The organism is Hamadaea sp. NPDC050747, assembly GCF_040654195.1.
In the GTDB taxonomy this organism is placed as follows: domain Bacteria; phylum Actinomycetota; class Actinomycetes; order Mycobacteriales; family Micromonosporaceae; genus Hamadaea.
In genome coordinates this window covers 93157-110840 of record NZ_JBFAHM010000013.1, presented here as the reverse complement: position 1 = coordinate 110840, position 17684 = coordinate 93157, and the positions used below count along the sequence as shown (strand labels likewise).

Here is a 17684-nt window from a genome sequence, read left to right as displayed (position 1 = left end):
CATGAGCCAGCCGACTATCGCGGTTCCCACACCGAAGCGACCGCAGAGCATCGACCGGACCCGGCTCGGGTGGCCGCTCGGGTTCACCATCGCGGCCGTCGTCGTGGTCGTCTTCTACGGCTTCATCCTGCCGTTCCTGGTGCCCGGCGTACGGGAATGGGTCCAGGACTGGCTGCCGATCAGTGAGATCAACGTCGCGCTCATCTGGGCGATGAGCGCCCTGGGCTTGAACATCGTGGTCGGCTACGCCGGCCTGCTCGACCTGGGCTACGTGGCGTTCTGGGCGCTGGGCGGCTACACCACCGCCTGGTTGATGTCAGACTTCGGGTTCGGCGGCAAGGTCAACTTCAACATCTTCGGCAACGCCGGACCGGCCAGCACCACCGGCATCCATCTGAACGTCGTCCTGGTGTTCTTAGCCGCGGCGGCGGTCTGCGCCTTGTTCGGCGTGATCATCGGCGCGCCGACGCTGCGATTGCGCAGTGACTATCTCGCGCTGGTGACGCTCGGGTTCGGTGAGATCATCCCGCAGATCTTCCGTAACGGTGACGAGGACGGCCTCGGGTTCAACCTGAGCAACGCCACCTTGGGCATCGGCCCGGTCGACTCGATGACGTTCGTCCGGATCAACAAGGGCGAGGTCGCGGTCGGGTCGATGAACGTCTTCGACCACGTCGGCCGGTTCATCCTGTTCGCGCTGCTGACCGCTCTGATCATCTTCGTCTCGCTACGTCTGCGGCAGGGCCGGCTCGGCCGCGCCTGGCTGGCGATCCGCGAGGACGAGCTGGCGGCCAGCGCGATGGGTGTGCCGCTGATGCGGGCGAAGCTGGCCGCGTACGCCGTCGGCGCGATCGCCGGTGGCATCGGCGGTGTCGCGTACGCGTTGCACCTGGGCCGGATGCTGCCCGATCCGTTCACCTTCGCGGTCTCGATCACGCTGCTGGCGATGGTCGTGCTGGGCGGCATGGGCAACGTCTGGGGCGTGCTGCTCGGCGCGCTCGTCATCTCCTGGTTCAACTCGACGGGCCTGCCGCAGATCGGCGACTCGTTCAACTCCACCTTCGGCACGAACGTCGACTTCCCGTCGTTCAACTTCCTGATCTTCGGCGGCGTGCTCGTGTTGATGATGTTGTTCCGCCGCGAGGGCTTCCTGCCCGAGTCGCGTACGCGTCTGGTGCTGCATGAGGGCGAGACCGGCGACACCCAGGCGGAGGAGCCGGAGCAGGAGCTGGTCGACGAGACCACGGTCAAGTCGGGAGACGTGAAGTGAGCGAGAACCCGACGGCGACCACGCCGGCCCTGCAGGCCGACGACATCTCGGTGATCTTCGGCGGTCTGGTGGCCGTCAACAAGGTCAGCTTCACCGTGCCCGAGCAGAGCATCGTGAGCCTCATCGGCCCGAACGGGGCCGGGAAGACCACCTTCTTCAACGTGCTGACCGGACTGTATCCGGCCGAGCGCGGCGGGCAGGTGGCCCTGGGCGGCCGCGATGTCACCGGCCTCGCGCCGCACAAGATCGCGTCGCTCGGCCTGGCCCGGACGTTCCAGAACATCCGGCTGTTCAACCTGATGACGGCGGAGGAGAACGTCAAGGTCGCGATGCACTCGCATCTGCGGTCGGGCGTCTTCGGCACCGTCATCCGGGCGCCCTGGCAGCGCCGGGAGGAGCGGGAGGCGCACGAGTTCGCGCTGGATCTGCTCAAGTTCGTGGGCATCGGGAAGTCGGCGTACGAGTACGCCCGCAACCTGTCCTATGGAGACCAGCGGCGGCTGGAAGTGGCTCGGGCGTTGGCGCTCAAGCCGCGGGTGCTGCTGCTCGACGAGCCGACGGCGGGCATGAACCCCCGTGAGTCGGCCGAGTTCGTGGACTTCGTCCACCGCGTACGCGACGAGCGGAAGGTGTCGGTGCTGCTCATCGAGCACGACATGAGCGTCGTCATGCGGGTCTCCGAACGGATCACCGTGCTCGACCGGGGCGAGAAGATCGCCGAGGGCACCGCCGAGGAGGTCCGCACGAACCCGCGGGTCGTCGAGGCGTACCTGGGCAGCGCGGCGAACGACAACCACGTGACCATCGACGACGGTGAGGAGGCCGGGTCGTGACGATGCTGGACGTGAGCGGCATCTCCGTCTACTACGGCAACATCGCCGCCGTGAAGGACCTGTCGCTCCAGGTGGAGCAGGGCGAGATCGTGACCCTGATCGGCTCCAACGGCGCGGGGAAGTCCACCACGCTGCGGACGATCTCCGGGCTGCTGAAGCCGCGGTCGGGGCACATCGTGTTCGAAGGTCGCAAGATCGAGGGAATTCCGGCGCACGACATCGTGCGGCTGGGCCTCGCGCAGTCGCCCGAGGGACGGCGGATCTTCCCCCGGATGAGCGTCGCGGAGAACCTCGACCTGGGCGCGTACCTCCGCAACGACAAGGAGGGCATCGCCGAGGACCAGGAGCGGATGCTCGAACTGTTCCCGCGGCTGCGGGAGCGGATCGCGCAGAAGGCCGGCACCCTGTCCGGCGGCGAGCAGCAGATGCTCGCCGTCGCCCGGGCGCTGATGGCCCGGCCGAAGCTTCTGCTGCTCGACGAGCCGTCGATGGGCTTGGCGCCGGTGCTGGTGGACGTCATCTTCGCGACCATCAAGCGGATCCGCGAGGCGGGCACCACGGTGCTGGTGGTCGAGCAGAACGCGCGGGCCGCGTTGAGCGTCGCCGATCGGGCGTACGTCCTGGAGTCCGGGACGATCAAGCTCGCCGGTGAGGCTCGGGCGCTGCGCAACGACCCGGAGATCGCCAAGGCATACCTGGGCGGCTAGCCGCCCAGGTCCAGCGGCTCAGCTGGGCGGCTAGCCGCCCAGGTCCAGCGGCTCAGGTGGGCGGCTGGCCACCCAAGCGAACCAGATCAGGGATTTCCATACGATCTTGTCCCAAGATCACATGGAAATCCCTGATCTGCGTCTCTGAGGCGTACAGATGCCGTAACCTACCTTCGTGCGAATTGTCCAGATTGTGACCACTGCGTTGCTGGTCGCCGCCGGAGCCACAGCCTGCAGCGGAGACGACAACGGCGGCGGCGAGGCGGCCAAGCCGTTGCCGAGCGTGACCGCCGACGCGTCGCTGGCGGCGAAGGTGCCCGCGGCGATCAAGTCCGACGGGAAGATCATCGTCGGCACGGAGGCGACCTACGCCCCGGCCGAGTTCCTCGACGCCGACGGCAAGACGGTCATCGGCTTCGACATCGACCTGTTCAAGGCGGTCGCGGCGCGACTGGGCCTGACGGCCGAGTTCCAGCAGAGCACCTTCGGCGCGATCATTCCCGGTGTCGGCACGGGCAAGTACGAGGCCGGCGTCTCGGCGTTCACCATCAACAAGGAACGCCTGCAGCAGGCCAACATGACCAGCTACTTCAGCGCCGGTACACAGTGGGCGGTGAAGAAGGGCAACCCGCAGGGCGTCTCGATCGACGAGCCGTGCGGCAAGCGGATCGCCGTGCAGAAGGACACCGTGCAGGTCGACGACATCACGGTCCGGTCGACCGCCTGCACGTCGGCCGGGAAGGCCGCGGTCACCATCAACCCGTACCCGGGTCAGGACGCGGTGGCCAACTCCGTGGCGTCCGGCAAGGACGACGCGATGCTGGCCGACTCCCCGGTCACGGCGTACGCCGTCAAGCAGTCCAACGGCCAGCTGGAGACGCTGGGCGACATCTACGACTCCGCGCCGTACGGATACGTGACCGCCAAGGCGCAGACCGACTTCGCCGAGGCGCTGCGCGCGGCCGTCCAGTCGCTGATCGACGACGGTAGCTACCTGCAGATCCTTCAGGTGTGGGGCGTCGAGAGCGGCGCGATCAAAACCTCTGAGGTCAATCCCTCGTGACCAGCCAGCCGGAACCGCTGAAGGCGGTGCCGGTCCGGCATCCGGGCCGGTGGGTGGCGGTCGCGGTGATCGTCGTGCTCGCCGCCATGCTCGCCCACCTGCTCCTGACGAACGACGCGTTCCACTGGTCGTTCATGTTCCGCAACATGTTCACCCCGGCCGTGCTGCGCGGCGTGCAGGGCACCCTGCTGATGACGGTGCTCGCCATGATCTTCGGCATTCTGCTGGGCATCCTCGTGGCGGTCGCCCGGCTGTCACCCAATCCCGTGCTGCGCGGCGTGGCCTGGGTGTACACCTGGGTCTTCCGCGCGGTGCCGCGACTGGTGCTGCTGGCGCTGCTCGGCAACTTGAACATCCTGTGGCCGGAACTCTCGTTCGGCGTCCCGTTCGACACCTACATCGGCAAGATCTTCGGCATCACCGACCTGCATCTGCGGGTGTTCGAGGGGCAGACGCGCGATCTGCTGAGCGGGTTCGTGGCGGGGCTCATCGGCCTCGCGCTGTCGGAGGCGGCGTACATGGCCGAGATCGTGCGGGCCGGCATGCAGTCGATCGACCCCGGTCAGGAGGAGGCCGCGACCGCGCTCGGCATGCGGCGCTCGCAGACGTTACGCCGCATCGTGCTCCCGCAGGCGATGCGCGTCATCATCCCGCCGACCGGCAACGAGACCATCGCCATGCTCAAGGACACCTCGCTGCTGATCTACGTCCCGGTCACCGCGGAACTGTTCTTCCAGCTCTCCGCGGTCGGCAGCCGCACCTTCCTGCCGTTCCCGATGTATGTCGCGGCGAGCCTCTGGTACCTGGCCATGGTCAGCGTCCTGCTCGTCGGCCAGCACTTCCTGGAGCGGTACTTCGCCCGCGGCCACCGCACCGAGCAGGCCCGGATCCGGCTGGCCGGGATCGCCGGAGAACAGGGCGGCACGCTGTGACCCTGCCCGACGCCCCGCCGCCGCACGTCATGGTCCAGGCCGAGCAGGTCCACAAGTACTTCGGGCGGCTCGAAGTGCTGCGGGGCATCGACCTCACCGTGCCCGCCGGGCAGGTGTGCGTCCTGCTCGGGCCGTCGGGCTCCGGCAAGTCCACGTTCCTGCGGTGCATCAACCACCTGGAGAAACTCACCAGCGGCCGGATCTGGGTCGGCGGCGAGCTGATCGGCTACCGCCAGCGCGGCGACAAGCTCTACGAACTGCACGACAAGCAGATCGCCGAGCAGCGCCGCGACATCGGCATGGTGTTCCAGCGGTTCAACCTGTTCCCGCACATGACGGCGCTGCAGAACGTCATGGAGGCGCCGCAGCGGGTCAAGGGCGAGGCCAAGGACGAGGTCCGCGAGCGCGCCAAGGCGCTCATGGACCGCGTCGGGCTGGCCGACAAGCACGACAGCTACCCGGCTCAGCTGTCCGGCGGCCAGCAGCAACGCGTCGCGATCGCCCGCGCGCTCGCGATGCGGCCCAAGCTCATGCTCTTCGACGAGCCGACCAGCGCGCTCGACCCGGAACTGGTCGGCGAGGTGCTGGACGTCATGCAGGGCCTGGCTCGCGAGGGGATGACGATGATCGTGGTCACGCACGAGATCGGGTTCGCCCGCGAGGTCGGCCACCAGGTCGTCTTCATGGACGCCGGGGTCGTGGTCGAAGCCGGCCGCCCGCGGGACGTGCTCGAGAACCCCCAGCACGAACGCACCCGCGCCTTCCTCGCCAAAGTCCTCTAACGCGCCGCGCAGGGCAACGCCGCGAGGCCCGCGAGGAACTCCAAGCGCTCCGCCGGGCTCAAGGCCCGCCACGGGGCGGCGGCTCCGCGATTCGTGTCCTCCTCGACACTGATACGCACAGCGGAGTGCCCTGGCAGGGTGACGATGCCGGCGGCGGTCAGCCCGGCGGCCTGCCAGGCGGCGGCGTGCGCGTCGGCCCGGTGGTAGCGCAGCGTGCCGAGCCGATTGACCAAGGTCGCGCCGTTGTGCGTATCGAACGGCTCGAAGGGCGGAGCCATCGCGGCCAGCGCGTGACCGTCCTCGGTCTGGGCCCAAGTGGCCGGGTCCTGGGCGACGGCGAGCGCCCGTCCGGCGAGGTCGGCCAGCCGGGCGACCGGGAATCCCGCCCACAGCTCGGCGGTGACCTTCGCGTGCAGCTCGTAGACGGCCTGGACGAAGGCGCGACCACGGTCGGTGGCCTGGAACGTGCCGTCTTCGGCGATCGTGAGCATCCCGCGTTCGGCCTGGCCGGCGAGGATGTCGCGAGCGTGGGCGAGATCGCCGTAGCGGCGGACCGCGGCGAACTGACCGGCGGTGACCACGCCGTCCGGCCGGCCGAGGCGCGTCCGCAGGTCCACGAGGTAGCCGGTGGCGGGCGGGCCGCCGTACGCCTCGCTCAGCTCCCGGCCGCCCATCGACCGTCCGGCCAGCATCGTCTCGGCGAAGACCCGGTCGATCGCGGGCGCGACCAACGCCGCGAATGCCTCAGGTGCGAGTTCGTCCACCGCAGGAGCGTAGCGGTGCGTGGGATTGTCGGACCGCTGCAATAGGCTTCCGGGGTGACTGACGCTCGACTGTTGCTGCTGGACGGACATTCGCTCGCATACCGGGCCTTTTTCGCGCTGCCCGCCGAGAACTTCTCGACGACCACCGGGCAGACGACCAACGCCGTCTACGGCTTCACCTCGATGCTCATCAACGTGATCAAGGACGAGCGGCCGACGCACATCGCCGTGGCGTTCGACGTCTCCCGGCAGTCCTTCCGCACCGAGCAGTACGCGGAGTACAAGGCGGGCCGGTCGGAGACACCGGAGCAGTTCAAAGGCCAGGTCAGCCTGGTGCACGAGGTGCTCGACGCGCTCAAGATCAGCCACGTGCAGCTGGAGGGCTACGAGGCCGACGACGTCATCGCGACCATGGCCCGCCAGGGTCGCGAGGCCGGCATGCAGGTGCTCATCTGCACCGGCGACCGGGACGCGTTCCAGCTGATCACCGACGACGTCACAGTGCTCTATCCGCGCAAGGGCGTCTCCGACCTCGCCCGGATGGACCCCACCGCGGTGCGCGAGCGTTACGGCGTCGGCCCGGACCGCTACCGCGACCTGGCCGCGCTGGTCGGCGAGTCCAGCGACAACCTGCCCGGCGTGCCCGGGGTCGGGCCGAAGACCGCCGCCAAGTGGATCGACCTCTACGGCGGCATCGACGGCGTCGTGGAGCACGCCGACCAGATCAAGGGCAAGGCCGGCGACAGCCTGCGCGAGCACCTGGCCGGGGTGATGCGCAACCACCAGCTCAACCAGCTCCTCGACGACCTCACCCTGCCGCTCGCGGTCGACCAGACCGGCTGGACCGGCTGGGACCGGGAGGCGGTCCACCGGGTCTTCGACGCGCTGGAGTTCCGCGTCCTGCGGGAGCGGCTCTACCAATACCTCGAGATCACCGACGAGCCGGAGGCGCAGGCCGGCTTCGACGTCACCGGCGAGGTCATGCGGGCCTCGGGCGCGCTCACCGACTGGCTGATCGCGCAGGCGGGCAAGCCGACCGGCGTCGCCGTCAGCGGCGTGTTCGGCCGGGGCACCGGCAACCTGACCGGCATCGCGCTGGCCACCGACGAGTCCGCGGCCTGGTTCGACCCGTCGGAGGTCGACGCGGCCGACGACGAGTCGTTCGCCCGCTGGCTCGGCGACCCCGACCAGCCCAAGGTGCTGCACGACGAGAAGCCCGCGCTGCTCGCGTTCGCCGCCCGGGGCTGGCAGTTGGCCGGGGTCACCCGTGACACCGCGCTGGCGGCGTATCTGGCCCGGCCCGATCAGCGCAGCTACGACCTGGCCGACCTGTCGGTCCGCTATCTGCACCGGGAGCTGCGGGCCGAGGCGCCCGACGACGGCGGCCAGCTCGCCCTCGACTTCGGCGACACGTCGGCCGCCGACAGCGCCGCCGAGGCGTTGATGCTGCGGGCGCGGGCAACCCTCGATCTGGTCGACGCCCTGGGTGCCGAGCTCGACAAGGGCGACCCCGAGGCGCACGGCTCCCGGCTGCTCGCCGAGGTGGAGCTGCCCCTGGTCAAGGTGCTCGCCCGGATGGAGCAGACCGGCATCGCGGCCGACACCGACTACCTCAGCGAGCTGGAGGCGTTCTTCGCCGGCGAGGTCAAGTCGTCCGCTCAGTCCGCATACGGGGTGATCGGGCGCGAGTTCAACCTCGGCTCGCCCAAGCAGCTGCAGGAGATCCTGTTCACCGAGCTCAACCTGCCGAAGACCAAGAAGATCAAGACGGGCTACACCACCGACGCCGACTCGCTGCAATGGCTGTACGCCGAGACCGGTCACCCGGTGCTCGAACACCTGCTGCGGCACCGCGACGTCGCCAAGCTGAAGTCGACTGTGGACGGCCTGCTCAAGTCGGTCAGCGAGGACGGCCGCATCCACACGACGTTCTACCAGACCGTCGCGGCCACCGGCCGGCTGTCGAGCACCGACCCCAACCTGCAGAACGTGCCGATCCGCACCGAGGAAGGCCGGCGCATTCGCCGTGCCTTCATCGTCGGGCCGGACTACGAGTCGCTGATGACCGCCGACTACTCGCAGATCGAGATGCGGATCATGGCCGACCTGTCCGGCGACGAAGGCCTCATCCAGGCCTTCACCTCCGGCGAGGACCTGCACACCTGGGTCGCCTCGCAGGTCTTCGAGACCGACCAGATCACGGCCGACCACCGCCGCAAGATCAAGGCGATGTCCTACGGGCTGGCCTACGGGCTGTCCGCCTTCGGGCTGGCGCAGCAGCTCGGGATCTCCACCCAAGAGGCCAGCGGCCTGATGGAGGACTACTTCGCCCGGTTCGGCGGCGTACGCGACTATCTGCGGCGCGTCGTCGAGCAGGCGCGCCGGGACGGCTACACCGAGACGATCCTCGGCCGGCGGCGGTACCTGCCCGACCTGACCAGCGACAACCGGCAGCGCCGGGAGATGGCCGAGCGGATGGCGCTCAACGCCCCGATCCAGGGATCAGCAGCCGACATCATCAAGATCGCCATGCTGCGCGTCGACGCCGCCCTCCGGGACGAGCAGCTCGCCTCCCGCCTGCTGCTCCAGGTGCACGACGAACTCGTCCTCGAGATCGCGCCAGGGGAGCGGGAGCAGGTGGAAGCGTTGCTGCGCCGCGAGATGGGCGGAGCGCACCAGTTGTCGGTGCCGCTGGAGGTGTCGGTCGGCGTCGGCCGCGACTGGAACGCCGCCGACCACTGACCCCCGCCGCGCTCGCGCCGCCGCGCTCGCGCCGCCGCGCTCGCGCCGCCGCGCTCGCGCCGCCGCGCTCGCGCCCGGCTGGCGGCCTTCCGCGCGATCATGAACTATCGGTCGGAGATCAAGTACCAGTGATCAGCGCCCCCGGGCGACATTCTGCTGACCACCGGAACATGATCTGCAAACCGTCCGCCGATCGCTGACCACGGCACGTGATCGTGGGCTGCTTCAGCTCGGCAGCGTCGCGGTGAAGATCGCCGTACCGGGGATGATGTCGCCGCGATGTGGGCTCCAGCCACCCCAGACCTGCTCGTTGCCGACCGTCCATTCCGGCTCGACCAGGTCGGTCAGGTGGAATCCGGCCCCGGTGATCAGGCGTACCCAGTCGCCGAGGGTCCGGTGGTGCTCGACGTAGACCGCCCGGCCCTGCGCGTCCTCCTCGACGTAGGGGCGGCGGTCGAAGTACGAGCTGACCGCGTACAGGCCCTCTTCGCCGGGCTCGTCGAGGAAGCACCACCGGATCGGATGGGAGACCGAGAAGACGAAGCGGCCGCCGGGGCGCAGCACCCGGGCCACCTCGGCGAGCACCGCGCCGGCGTCGGCGACGAAAGGCATCGCCCCGTACGCCGAACACACGAGGCCGAAGGAGTCCCCGGCGAACGGCAGGTGCGTGGCGTCGGCCTGCACCACCGGCAGGCGTACGCCGGATTGTGCGTCCAGCTCCCGGGCGTGCGCCAGCTGGCGGCCGGACAGTTCGAGCCCGATCGCCGAAGCGCCCTGGGTCAGCAGCCAGCGACCGCACTGTCCCGCGCCGCAGCCGATCTCCAGCACCCGTACGCCGTCCACGTCGCCGAGCAGCCCGGCCCACGCCTCGTCCAGCCCTTCCGGGCCCCAGATGAAGCGGGCGTCGCCGAGGAACTCCCCATGCTCGGCCTGGTACGCGTCGGCGGCCCCGTCCCACCAATGGCGGCTCGCCCGTGTGGTCTCGTCAGCGGAGGTCGCTCGGCGGTTGGGGCGGGCGCCCTCGTCGGGGTAAGCAGCGGTCACCTGATCATTGTCGAGGGCACGTGGAACGGCCTGCGCCCAGGTCCTGCCCGGTTCACCGGACGGCGGTCGCGCCCACTGTCGGCGGGGCTGTGGACAGCGGTCGCCGGTCGGGGAGACCGACGCACGGACGCGTATTCCGCTCTCGGCGTACCACTGAAAGAAGAACGGCCGGGACCGACGGGTCCGGGCGCGGCCCCGGCACCGGACTCCACAGAGGACGCACGGCGTCATGACGCCCGACGTGGCCCGTCGGGGCGAATGGTGACCTGGGCCACATGATCGACTCCGGCTCGGCCGATCAGTGTGATCAGACACACGTTCGGCTGGTAAGCGTGCCCCACCCGGGGCTTGCGAGCGGAAGTCTTCTTCTCAAAGCTGATGGGGTTGCGACGTGTGCTAGTGGGCACGGTAAGCTGTTCAATGCACTTACGCCGCCGCGTGCCTCGGTAGGGAGAAGGTTCGCAGCCGTCGATGCGACCTCGGGAGAGGGAGTGTCCCCGGCGGGCGTCGAGGGGTGCACCTGTCTTACCTGACACCATCCGACCGGAGCAACAGTCCACATGACGAGCAGCATCGAGGCCACCTCGAGCGTCACCAAGGTCACTCACGACGATCTCGGTTCTGAGGAAGCATTCCTCGCCGCCATCGACGAGACCATCAAGTACTTCAACGACGGCGACATTGTCGAAGGCACCGTCGTCAAGGTCGATCGGGACGAGGTCCTGCTCGACATCGGCTACAAGACCGAGGGCGTCATCCCCTCGCGCGAGTTGTCGATCAAGCACGACGTGGACCCCTCCGAGGTCGTCACGGTTGGTGACCACATCGAGGCCCTTGTTCTCCAGAAGGAGGACAAGGAGGGTCGTCTGATCCTCTCGAAGAAGCGCGCGCAGTACGAGCGGGCGTGGGGCACCATCGAGAAGATCAAGGACGAGGACGGCGTCGTCCGCGGCTCCGTCATCGAGGTCGTCAAGGGTGGTCTCATCCTGGACATCGGCCTGCGGGGCTTCCTGCCCGCGTCTCTCGTCGAGATGCGCCGGGTGCGCGACCTGCAGCCGTATGTCGGCCGCGAGCTCGAGGCGAAGATCATCGAGCTGGACAAGAACCGCAACAACGTGGTCCTGTCCCGCCGCGCCTACCTCGAGCAGACGCAGTCCGAGGTCCGGACCGAGTTCCTCAACAAGCTCGGCAAGGGTCAGGTCCGCAAGGGTGTCGTGTCCTCGATCGTGAACTTCGGCGCGTTCGTCGACCTCGGTGGGGTCGACGGCCTGGTGCACGTCTCCGAGCTGTCCTGGAAGCACATCGACCACCCGTCCGAGGTCGTCGAGGTCGGCCAGGAGGTCGAGGTCGAGGTGCTCGACGTCGACCTGGACCGCGAGCGGGTCTCGCTGTCGCTCAAGGCGACGCAGGAGGACCCGTGGCGGCAGTTCGCCCGGACCCACGCGATCAACAACATCGTGCCGGGCAAGGTCACCAAGCTGGTTCCGTTCGGCGCGTTCGTCCGCGTCGAGGACGGCATCGAGGGTCTGGTCCACATCTCCGAGCTGGCCGAGCGCCACGTCGAGATCCCGGAGCAGGTCGTCCAGGTCGGCAGCGAGGTCATGGTCAAGGTCATCGACATCGACCTGGAGCGCCGCCGCATCTCGCTGTCGCTGAAGCAGGCCAACGAGGGCTTCGTCGAGGGCGAGGAGCACTTCGACCCGACGCTCTACGGCATGTCGGCGTCCTACGACGCCGAGGGCAACTACATCTACCCCGAGGGCTTCGACCCGGACACCGGCGAGTGGCTCGAGGGTTACGACAAGCAGCGCGAGACGTGGGAGACGCAGTACGCGGAGGCCCGTCAGCGCTGGGAGGCCCACACCAAGCAGGTCCAGACCTCGCGGGCGGCCGACGCGGCCGCCTCCACCGAGGCTCCGTCCGGCAACGTCTCGACGTCGACCCCGGCGAAGGCCACCGAGGAGCCCACGGGCACCCTGGCCACCGACGAGGCGCTCGCGGCGCTGAAGGAGAAGCTGGCCGGCGGCAAGTGAGTCGCTAGTTCCACCAGAAAGCCCCGCTCGGCGTCGCCGGGCGGGGCTTTCTGCAGGGAATGGGAAGGGCTCAGGGGGCGAAGATCGCCGCTATCGCGACGGCGCCCGCCGCCGTGGCGTACCCGCTGATCATGAGCAGGGCCACGCTGAGCGCGAGCGTGACGCCGAGCGCGCGGGGTGCGGCGATCCGGCCGGTGCGGCGGAGATGGCGTGGTTTAGCGGCCCGGACGGTGCGGGGACGGCGAGTGCCGCTGCGGTGCCGTCCTGTCATGGAACCGCACCTTATGTCGGGTAAGTGCGGTAAGCCGGTCGCCACGCCGCGTCGTACGCTGTGCGCATGCTTTTCGTAGGGCTGACCGGCGGGATCGGGTCGGGGAAGAGTTCGGTCGCGGCTCGACTGCGTGAACTGGGCGCGGTCGTCATCGACTCCGACCGGCTCGCCCGCGAGGTCGTCGAACCCGGCACCGACGGGCACGCCGAGGTCGTGGCCCGGTTCGGGACAGGCGTCCTCGCCCCGGACGGGTCGATCGACCGCGCGGCGCTGGCCGCCAAGATCTTCGGCGACGCCGACGCGCGCAAGGCGCTCGAAGGCATCATCCACCCGCGAGTCCGGGCGCGCACCGCCGAACTCGCGATGGCGGCGTCGCCGGACGCGGTCGTGGTCAACGACGTCCCGCTGCTCGTCGAGGCCGGCCTGGCCGACACGTACCAGCTGGTCATCGTGGTCCTGGCGAGCGAGGAGATCCGCGTCGCCCGGCTGGTGGCCGCGCGCGGCATGACCGAGGCCGAGGCGCACGCCCGGATCGCCGCGCAGGCCACCGACGAGCAGCGCCGAGCCGTCGCCGACGTACTGATCGTCAACGAGGGCACGCTCGACGACCTCCGCGCACAGGTGGATCAGGCGTGGCCTGATCTCGCCGCGGTGGCCGCATCGAACACGTGACGGCAGAGCGGGCAGGCGCTCGGGTTCAGACGTGTGACGGCAGGGTGGGTGGACGCTCGGTCAAACGCGTGAGGGCAGGGCGGGCAGGCGCTCGGGTTCAGACGCGTGACGGCAGGGCGGGCAGGCGCTTGCTGAAGTCGATGTCGAGCTGCGCGAATCCCAGCCGCGTCCGGATCTCCAGCCGCCGGACCACGCCGGTCGGGTCGACCCAGTAGCGCATCAGCGCCGTCCCCGGCGGGCTCGCGGCGTCCGCCGCCGTGTGGATTTCGAAGACCGCGACCGGTCGCCCGTTCAGCTCGTCGAGGCGTAGCCGGTAGGCGCTCTTGGCCAGCGTCTTCGGGTCGTCGCGCCCCGGCAGGCCGACCGACAGCGCCTCGTGCAGCAGCACGTCGAGCTCGGTCGCGGGCACCCGCACGCCCAGGTCGTTCCAGGACCGCCGCTCCCACTTGCCGCGCGGCGCGGGCAGCGGCGGCTGCTTGTCGGTGCTCGCTCTCATCGACACACTCGTACGCCCGGCGTGCACGAGCACGTTCCGGTCCGCGTCGTCGAGATCGTGGGCGAGGGCGTACGCGACGCCGCCGCGCCAGTCGAGCCAGCCGTCGACGAAGATCATCCGGGCCGGTGGGAGTGGCAGGTTGACGGTGAAGTGCCCGCCCCGGGCGGCTTCGGTGCGCGTACGCATGACGGACAGCGCCTTGGCCTCAGCCGCGGTCACCTTGCGGGGGTTGATGACGTCCCCGCCGAAGGCGGCGATCGCGGTCAGCTCCGGCCGCCGCGTCCGGTCGAAGTCGACGCGCGCCCGGACGTCGTCGGCCAGCAGCGCCTCCATCCGGCGTACGCGGGCTGTTCCGTCGACCCAGTAGCTCACCGGACCGCCATGGGCCACCAGCGAACGGGGATCCGGCGTCGGGCTGCCGCTCGGCGTGGGAGTACCGGACGCCGCCTTCGCCGGGGACTTCACCGCGGCCGGGTTCAGCCCCGGCTTCTTCGTCGCGCCGACCCCGCCGATTCCGATGCTGGAACTGACGCTGGGACTGGCGCTCGGACTGGCGTTGACGGTCGGGCTCGGCGCGATCGGCTGGGTCGGGACGATGGCCGGGCCGAGGAGCACATCGACCCGCGTACCGTCGACGGAGTCGCCGCGGAGCCACTGCGTCTGCAGGTCGCGCAGCAGTTCCGGGTTGTCCGCCTTGGGCGCGGCGAGCTGCAGCAGCACTGCGACGAGTCCGTCCAGCGGATCGGGCTTCTCGGGGACCGGCAGACCCAGCGGGCGTACGCGCCAGTTCCCGGCGGGCGGTTCGGCAGGCGGCTCGGCGGTGGCCGACGGCTTGTCCTCGGCCCGGATCGCGATGATCCCCGGCATCGCCTGGATCAGCAGTCCCGGCATGCCTTTCCGCTCCGCCGTACGCACATACAGCAGCGACCGCCGCCAGTCGATCCAGCCCGCGAACCGGACGTCCTTCGGCCGGCCGTCGGAATCCTTCCCGGCCACGACACCGGAGAGCGTCGCTCGCTGATCCTCGTAATTGTGCAGCCGGACGGCGGCGAGCCTGCCCGCCTCGACCGCGGTCAACGGCCGGGCCTTCGGGGCGTCCGCTTCCTTGTCCGGGCCGGCGCAGGACGTCATGCCCTGGCTGAGCCCGGCGACCGCGCCCAGGGCGAGGCATCCGACGAGGAGAACGGTGGCGATCTTGCGGCGGCGATTCGGGCGGGCAGACTCCACGGCATGCTGAACGCGAGAGGGGCGCGCGGGTAACGGCCGTCACCCGCGACGCCTCTTTTGTCCCGTCTAGCGGGCTGCCTCGCATCGCCTGCGTTCGCAGCAGATCACGGTTACGCATGCTTCCCCGGCCGCATTTGCATGCGTAACCGTGATCTGTCGGTAACGGCGGCGCGTGCCCGCGGCCGGGGGACGGGTGTTGTGTGCCGCGGAGCAGCGGATGCGGCGCGGCCCGGGGGCGGGTGCGGTGCGACGGGGGAGCGGCGCGGCGAGGGCAAGCGGGGCGCGGGGGAGCGGGCGATGCGGGAAGAGAACGCGGGAGTGCCGCGTTGGCATTATTTTGCGGGGATCGCCGCAAACGTAAGGACGCCCGCGGCGGCCGGTCAGCGCGCTGGGCGCGCGACCGCAGAGGTGCGCTCACCGGGCCCGCGACGCCCTCGCCGTTTGGGTCGGCGGTGGCGTCGCCGCGGGAGCAGCGACCCAGCGCCGGGGGGATCGGCCGGTGTGGAGGTCCGATCACAACCCCGGTCGGCCGCCGCGAGCGGCCTACGGCTATTGACGGTACTCGGATGGTGCACGTCACACAATCGCAATATCGAGCCGGATGGGCGCTTCGGACGAGGTCGATCAAGGGTCGTTGTCATACGCAGGCGTTAGGTTGGAAGGCATGGGTTTGGAGATTCCCCGCATCGACGGCAGGTTCGCCGTCGTCAGTGATTACGTCCCCTCGGGCGACCAGCCGACGGCGATCGCCGATCTGGAGCGACGGGTCAGGGCGGGGGAGAAGCACGTCGTCCTGATGGGTGCGACCGGCACCGGCAAAAGCGCGACGACCGCGTGGCTGATCGAGAAGCTGCAGCGGCCGACGCTGGTGCTCGCCCCCAACAAAACGTTGTGCGCCCAGCTCGCCAAGGAGTTCCGCGAGCTGATGCCCAACAACGCCGTCGAATACTTCGTGAGCTACTACGACTACTACCAGCCCGAGGCATACATCCCGCAGACGGACACCTACATCGAGAAGGACTCCTCGATCAACGAGGAGGTCGAGCGGCTGCGCCACTCGGCGACGATGTCGCTCCTGACCCGGCGCGACGTCGTGGTGGTGGCCACCGTCAGCGCCATCTACGGCCTCGGCACGCCGCAGGAGTACCTCGACCGTACGGTGAAGATCGTCAAGGGCGAGGAGCTGGACCGCGACCAGCTGCTGCGCCGGCTCGTCGACATTCAATACGCGCGCAACGACATCGCCTTCAACCGCGGCACTTTCCGCGTACGCGGCGACACGCTGGAGATCATCCCGGCCTATGAGGAGCTGGCGATCCGCATCGAGATGTTCGGTGACGAGGTCGAGCGACTGTCCTATCTGCACCCGTTGACCGGCGACGTCGTCCGGGAGGTCGACCAGCTGCTGGTCTTCCCGGCGACGCACTACACCGCCGGTCCGGAGCGGATGGAGCGCGCGCTGACGGGGATCGAGAAGGAGCTGGAGGAACGGCTGGCCGAGCTGGAACGGCAGGGCAAGCTCCTGGAGGCCCAGCGGTTGCGGATGCGGACGAGCTACGACATCGAGATGATGCGTCAGGTCGGGTTCTGCTCCGGCATCGAGAACTACTCCCGGCACATCGACGACCGTGAGGCGGGCAGCCCGCCGCACTGTCTGCTCGACTACTTCCCCGACGACTTCCTCACCGTCATCGACGAGTCGCACGTGACCGTGCCGCAGATCGGCGGCATGTACGAGGGCGACGCCTCCCGGAAGCGGATCCTGGTCGAGCACGGCTTCCGGCTGCCGTCCGCGATGGACAACCGCCCGCTGCGGTTCGACGAGTTCCTGGAGCGGGTGGGGCAGCAGGTCTTCCTGTCCGCGACGCCCGGACCGTGGGAGCTGCGGCAGAGCGGCGGCGAGTTCGTCGAGCAGGTCATCCGCCCGACCGGTCTGGTCGACCCGCAGGTGGTCGTCAAGAAGACCAAGGGCCAGATCGACGACCTCATGCACGAGATCAACCTGCGGACGGCGAAGGACGAGCGCGTCCTGGTCACGACGCTGACCAAGAAGATGGCCGAGGACCTCACCGACTATCTGCTTGAGCACGGGATCCGGGTGCGCTACCTGCACTCCGAGGTGGACACCCTGCGCCGGGTCGAGCTGCTCAAGGAGCTGCGCAAGGGCGACTACGACGTCCTCGTCGGCATCAACCTGCTCCGCGAGGGTCTCGACCTGCCCGAGGTGTCGCTGGTCGCGATCCTCGACGCCGACAAGGAGGGCTTCCTGCGCTCCGGCACCTCGCTGATCCAGACCATCGGCCGCGCCGCGCGAAACGTCTCCGGTGAAGTCCACATGTACGCGGACAAGATCACCCCGTCGATGGCGAACGCGATCGAAGAGACGAATCGACGCCGGGCGAAGCAGATCGCGTACAACGAGGCCCATGGCGTCGACCCGCAGCCGTTGCGGAAGAAGATCCACGACATCCTCGACGACATCTACCGTGAAGCCGAGGACACCGACAGCGCCCTCGCCGGGCACGGGCCGGGCGGTGCGGTCATCAGCACGTCGGCGATGGGCAGCGGCCGGGCACAGAGCCGGGGCAAGACGCCGACGCCGACGGCGTCCAGCCGTAGCAAGGGCCGGATCGAGGCGAAGACGCAGGGCATGGCGCGCGAAGAGCTGGCCCGGCTCATCTCCGACCTCAACGAGCAGATGCTCGCGGCCGCCGGCGAGCTGCAGTTCGAGCTGGCCGCCCGGATCCGCGACGAGATGCAGGAACTCAAGAAGGAGTTGCGGACCATGGAGGTCGCGCTCTGAGCTGCGCCTCGTTTGGCCGTCGGGCCTGGGTGGGAACTGGCACGG

At 69.3% G+C, this 17684-nt stretch carries 13 protein-coding genes and 1 pseudogene; 10 read left to right on the top strand and 4 right to left on the bottom strand.

What is annotated here, in order from left to right; all coding sequences use genetic code 11:
* The first annotated feature begins 1 nt into the window (after nucleotide 1).
* The 6 genes from AB0H43_RS29295 to AB0H43_RS29270 all read left to right on the top strand — a co-directional run bounded on the left by AB0H43_RS29295 (nucleotide 2) and on the right by AB0H43_RS29270 (nucleotide 5587).
* A complete protein-coding gene (locus AB0H43_RS29295; RefSeq protein ID WP_360004529.1) occupies nucleotides 2-1270 on the top strand; it encodes a branched-chain amino acid ABC transporter permease in 1269 nt (422 codons plus the stop codon).
* Nucleotides 1267-2103: an ABC transporter ATP-binding protein gene (locus AB0H43_RS29290; RefSeq protein WP_360004527.1), complete on the top strand. Its 837-nt coding sequence runs from the start codon at nucleotides 1267-1269 to the stop codon at nucleotides 2101-2103. Before AB0H43_RS29295 ends, AB0H43_RS29290 begins: the two co-directional genes overlap by 4 nt.
* Before the next feature lie 2 nt (nucleotides 2104-2105).
* Nucleotides 2106-2810 carry an ABC transporter ATP-binding protein gene (locus AB0H43_RS29285; RefSeq protein WP_360004808.1) on the top strand — a complete coding sequence of 235 codons (705 nt, stop codon included), beginning with the start codon at nucleotides 2106-2108 and terminating at the stop codon, nucleotides 2808-2810.
* A 175-nt stretch (nucleotides 2811-2985) separates the two neighbouring features.
* Nucleotides 2986-3873, top strand: a complete 888-nt coding sequence (locus AB0H43_RS29280) for an ABC transporter substrate-binding protein (RefSeq protein ID WP_360004526.1) — start codon at nucleotides 2986-2988, stop codon at nucleotides 3871-3873.
* Nucleotides 3870-4805, top strand: coding sequence for an amino acid ABC transporter permease (locus AB0H43_RS29275; RefSeq protein ID WP_360004524.1), 936 nt, complete (start codon nucleotides 3870-3872; stop codon nucleotides 4803-4805). The genes AB0H43_RS29280 and AB0H43_RS29275 overlap by 4 nt, the downstream gene beginning before the upstream one ends.
* Nucleotides 4806-4834: 29 nt before the next feature.
* On the top strand, nucleotides 4835-5587 hold the full coding sequence (locus AB0H43_RS29270) for an amino acid ABC transporter ATP-binding protein (protein WP_360004806.1): 753 nt from the start codon (nucleotides 4835-4837) through the stop codon (nucleotides 5585-5587).
* On the opposite strand, the gene AB0H43_RS29265 is transcribed toward AB0H43_RS29270, so the two are convergent.
* Nucleotides 5584-6351: a hypothetical protein gene (locus AB0H43_RS29265; RefSeq protein ID WP_360004522.1), complete on the bottom strand. Its 768-nt coding sequence runs from the start codon at nucleotides 6349-6351 to the stop codon at nucleotides 5584-5586. The genes AB0H43_RS29270 and AB0H43_RS29265 overlap by 4 nt on opposite strands.
* Nucleotides 6352-6405: 54 nt before the next feature.
* Here AB0H43_RS29265 and polA point away from each other — a divergent pair, with 54 nt between their 5' ends.
* The gene (gene polA / locus AB0H43_RS29260; RefSeq protein WP_360004520.1) at nucleotides 6406-9093 is read left to right on the top strand and encodes a DNA polymerase I; all 2688 of its coding nucleotides are present in this window, start codon (nucleotides 6406-6408) and stop codon (nucleotides 9091-9093) included.
* A 225-nt stretch (nucleotides 9094-9318) separates the two neighbouring features.
* On the opposite strand, the gene AB0H43_RS29255 is transcribed toward polA, so the two are convergent.
* On the bottom strand, nucleotides 9319-10137 hold the full coding sequence (locus AB0H43_RS29255) for a class I SAM-dependent methyltransferase (RefSeq protein WP_360004518.1): 819 nt from the start codon (nucleotides 10135-10137) through the stop codon (nucleotides 9319-9321).
* A gap of 560 nt (nucleotides 10138-10697) precedes the next feature.
* On the opposite strand from AB0H43_RS29255, the gene rpsA reads away from it, so the two are divergent.
* Nucleotides 10698-12170, top strand: a complete 1473-nt coding sequence (gene rpsA / locus AB0H43_RS29250; protein WP_360004516.1) for a 30S ribosomal protein S1 — start codon at nucleotides 10698-10700, stop codon at nucleotides 12168-12170.
* A 70-nt stretch (nucleotides 12171-12240) separates the two neighbouring features.
* On the opposite strand, the gene AB0H43_RS29245 is transcribed toward rpsA, so the two are convergent.
* A complete protein-coding gene (locus AB0H43_RS29245) occupies nucleotides 12241-12441 on the bottom strand; it encodes a hypothetical protein (RefSeq protein WP_360004514.1) in 201 nt (66 codons plus the stop codon).
* Nucleotides 12442-12507: 66 nt separating this feature from the next.
* On the opposite strand from AB0H43_RS29245, the pseudogene coaE reads away from it, so the two are divergent.
* Nucleotides 12508-13077, top strand: a pseudogene (gene coaE, locus AB0H43_RS29240) (dephospho-CoA kinase); the annotation flags it as partial.
* A gap of 133 nt (nucleotides 13078-13210) precedes the next feature.
* Here the strand turns inward: coaE and AB0H43_RS29235 are convergent.
* Entirely contained in the window at nucleotides 13211-14836 is a 1626-nt protein-coding gene (locus AB0H43_RS29235; RefSeq protein ID WP_360004512.1) for a hypothetical protein, read from the bottom strand.
* A gap of 664 nt (nucleotides 14837-15500) precedes the next feature.
* Here AB0H43_RS29235 and uvrB point away from each other — a divergent pair.
* Nucleotides 15501-17639, top strand: coding sequence for an excinuclease ABC subunit UvrB (gene uvrB / locus AB0H43_RS29230; RefSeq protein WP_360004511.1), 2139 nt, complete (start codon nucleotides 15501-15503; stop codon nucleotides 17637-17639).
* Nucleotides 17640-17684 lie beyond the last annotated feature (45 nt).

Excerpts from the sequence above, each read along its gene's own strand:
- AB0H43_RS29295 (WP_360004529.1), top strand. The coding sequence starts at position 2 with ATGAGCCAGCCGACTATCGCGGTTCCCACACCGAAGCGACCGCAGAGC.
- AB0H43_RS29285 (WP_360004808.1), top strand. The coding sequence starts at position 2,106 with ATGCTGGACGTGAGCGGCATCTCCGTCTACTACGGCAACATCGCCGCC.
- AB0H43_RS29270 (WP_360004806.1), top strand. The coding sequence starts at position 4,835 with ATGGTCCAGGCCGAGCAGGTCCACAAGTACTTCGGGCGGCTCGAAGTG.
- rpsA (WP_360004516.1), top strand. The coding sequence starts at position 10,698 with ATGACGAGCAGCATCGAGGCCACCTCGAGCGTCACCAAGGTCACTCAC.
- AB0H43_RS29245 (WP_360004514.1), bottom strand. The coding sequence starts at position 12,441 with ATGACAGGACGGCACCGCAGCGGCACTCGCCGTCCCCGCACCGTCCGG.
- uvrB (WP_360004511.1), top strand. The coding sequence starts at position 15,501 with ATGGGTTTGGAGATTCCCCGCATCGACGGCAGGTTCGCCGTCGTCAGT.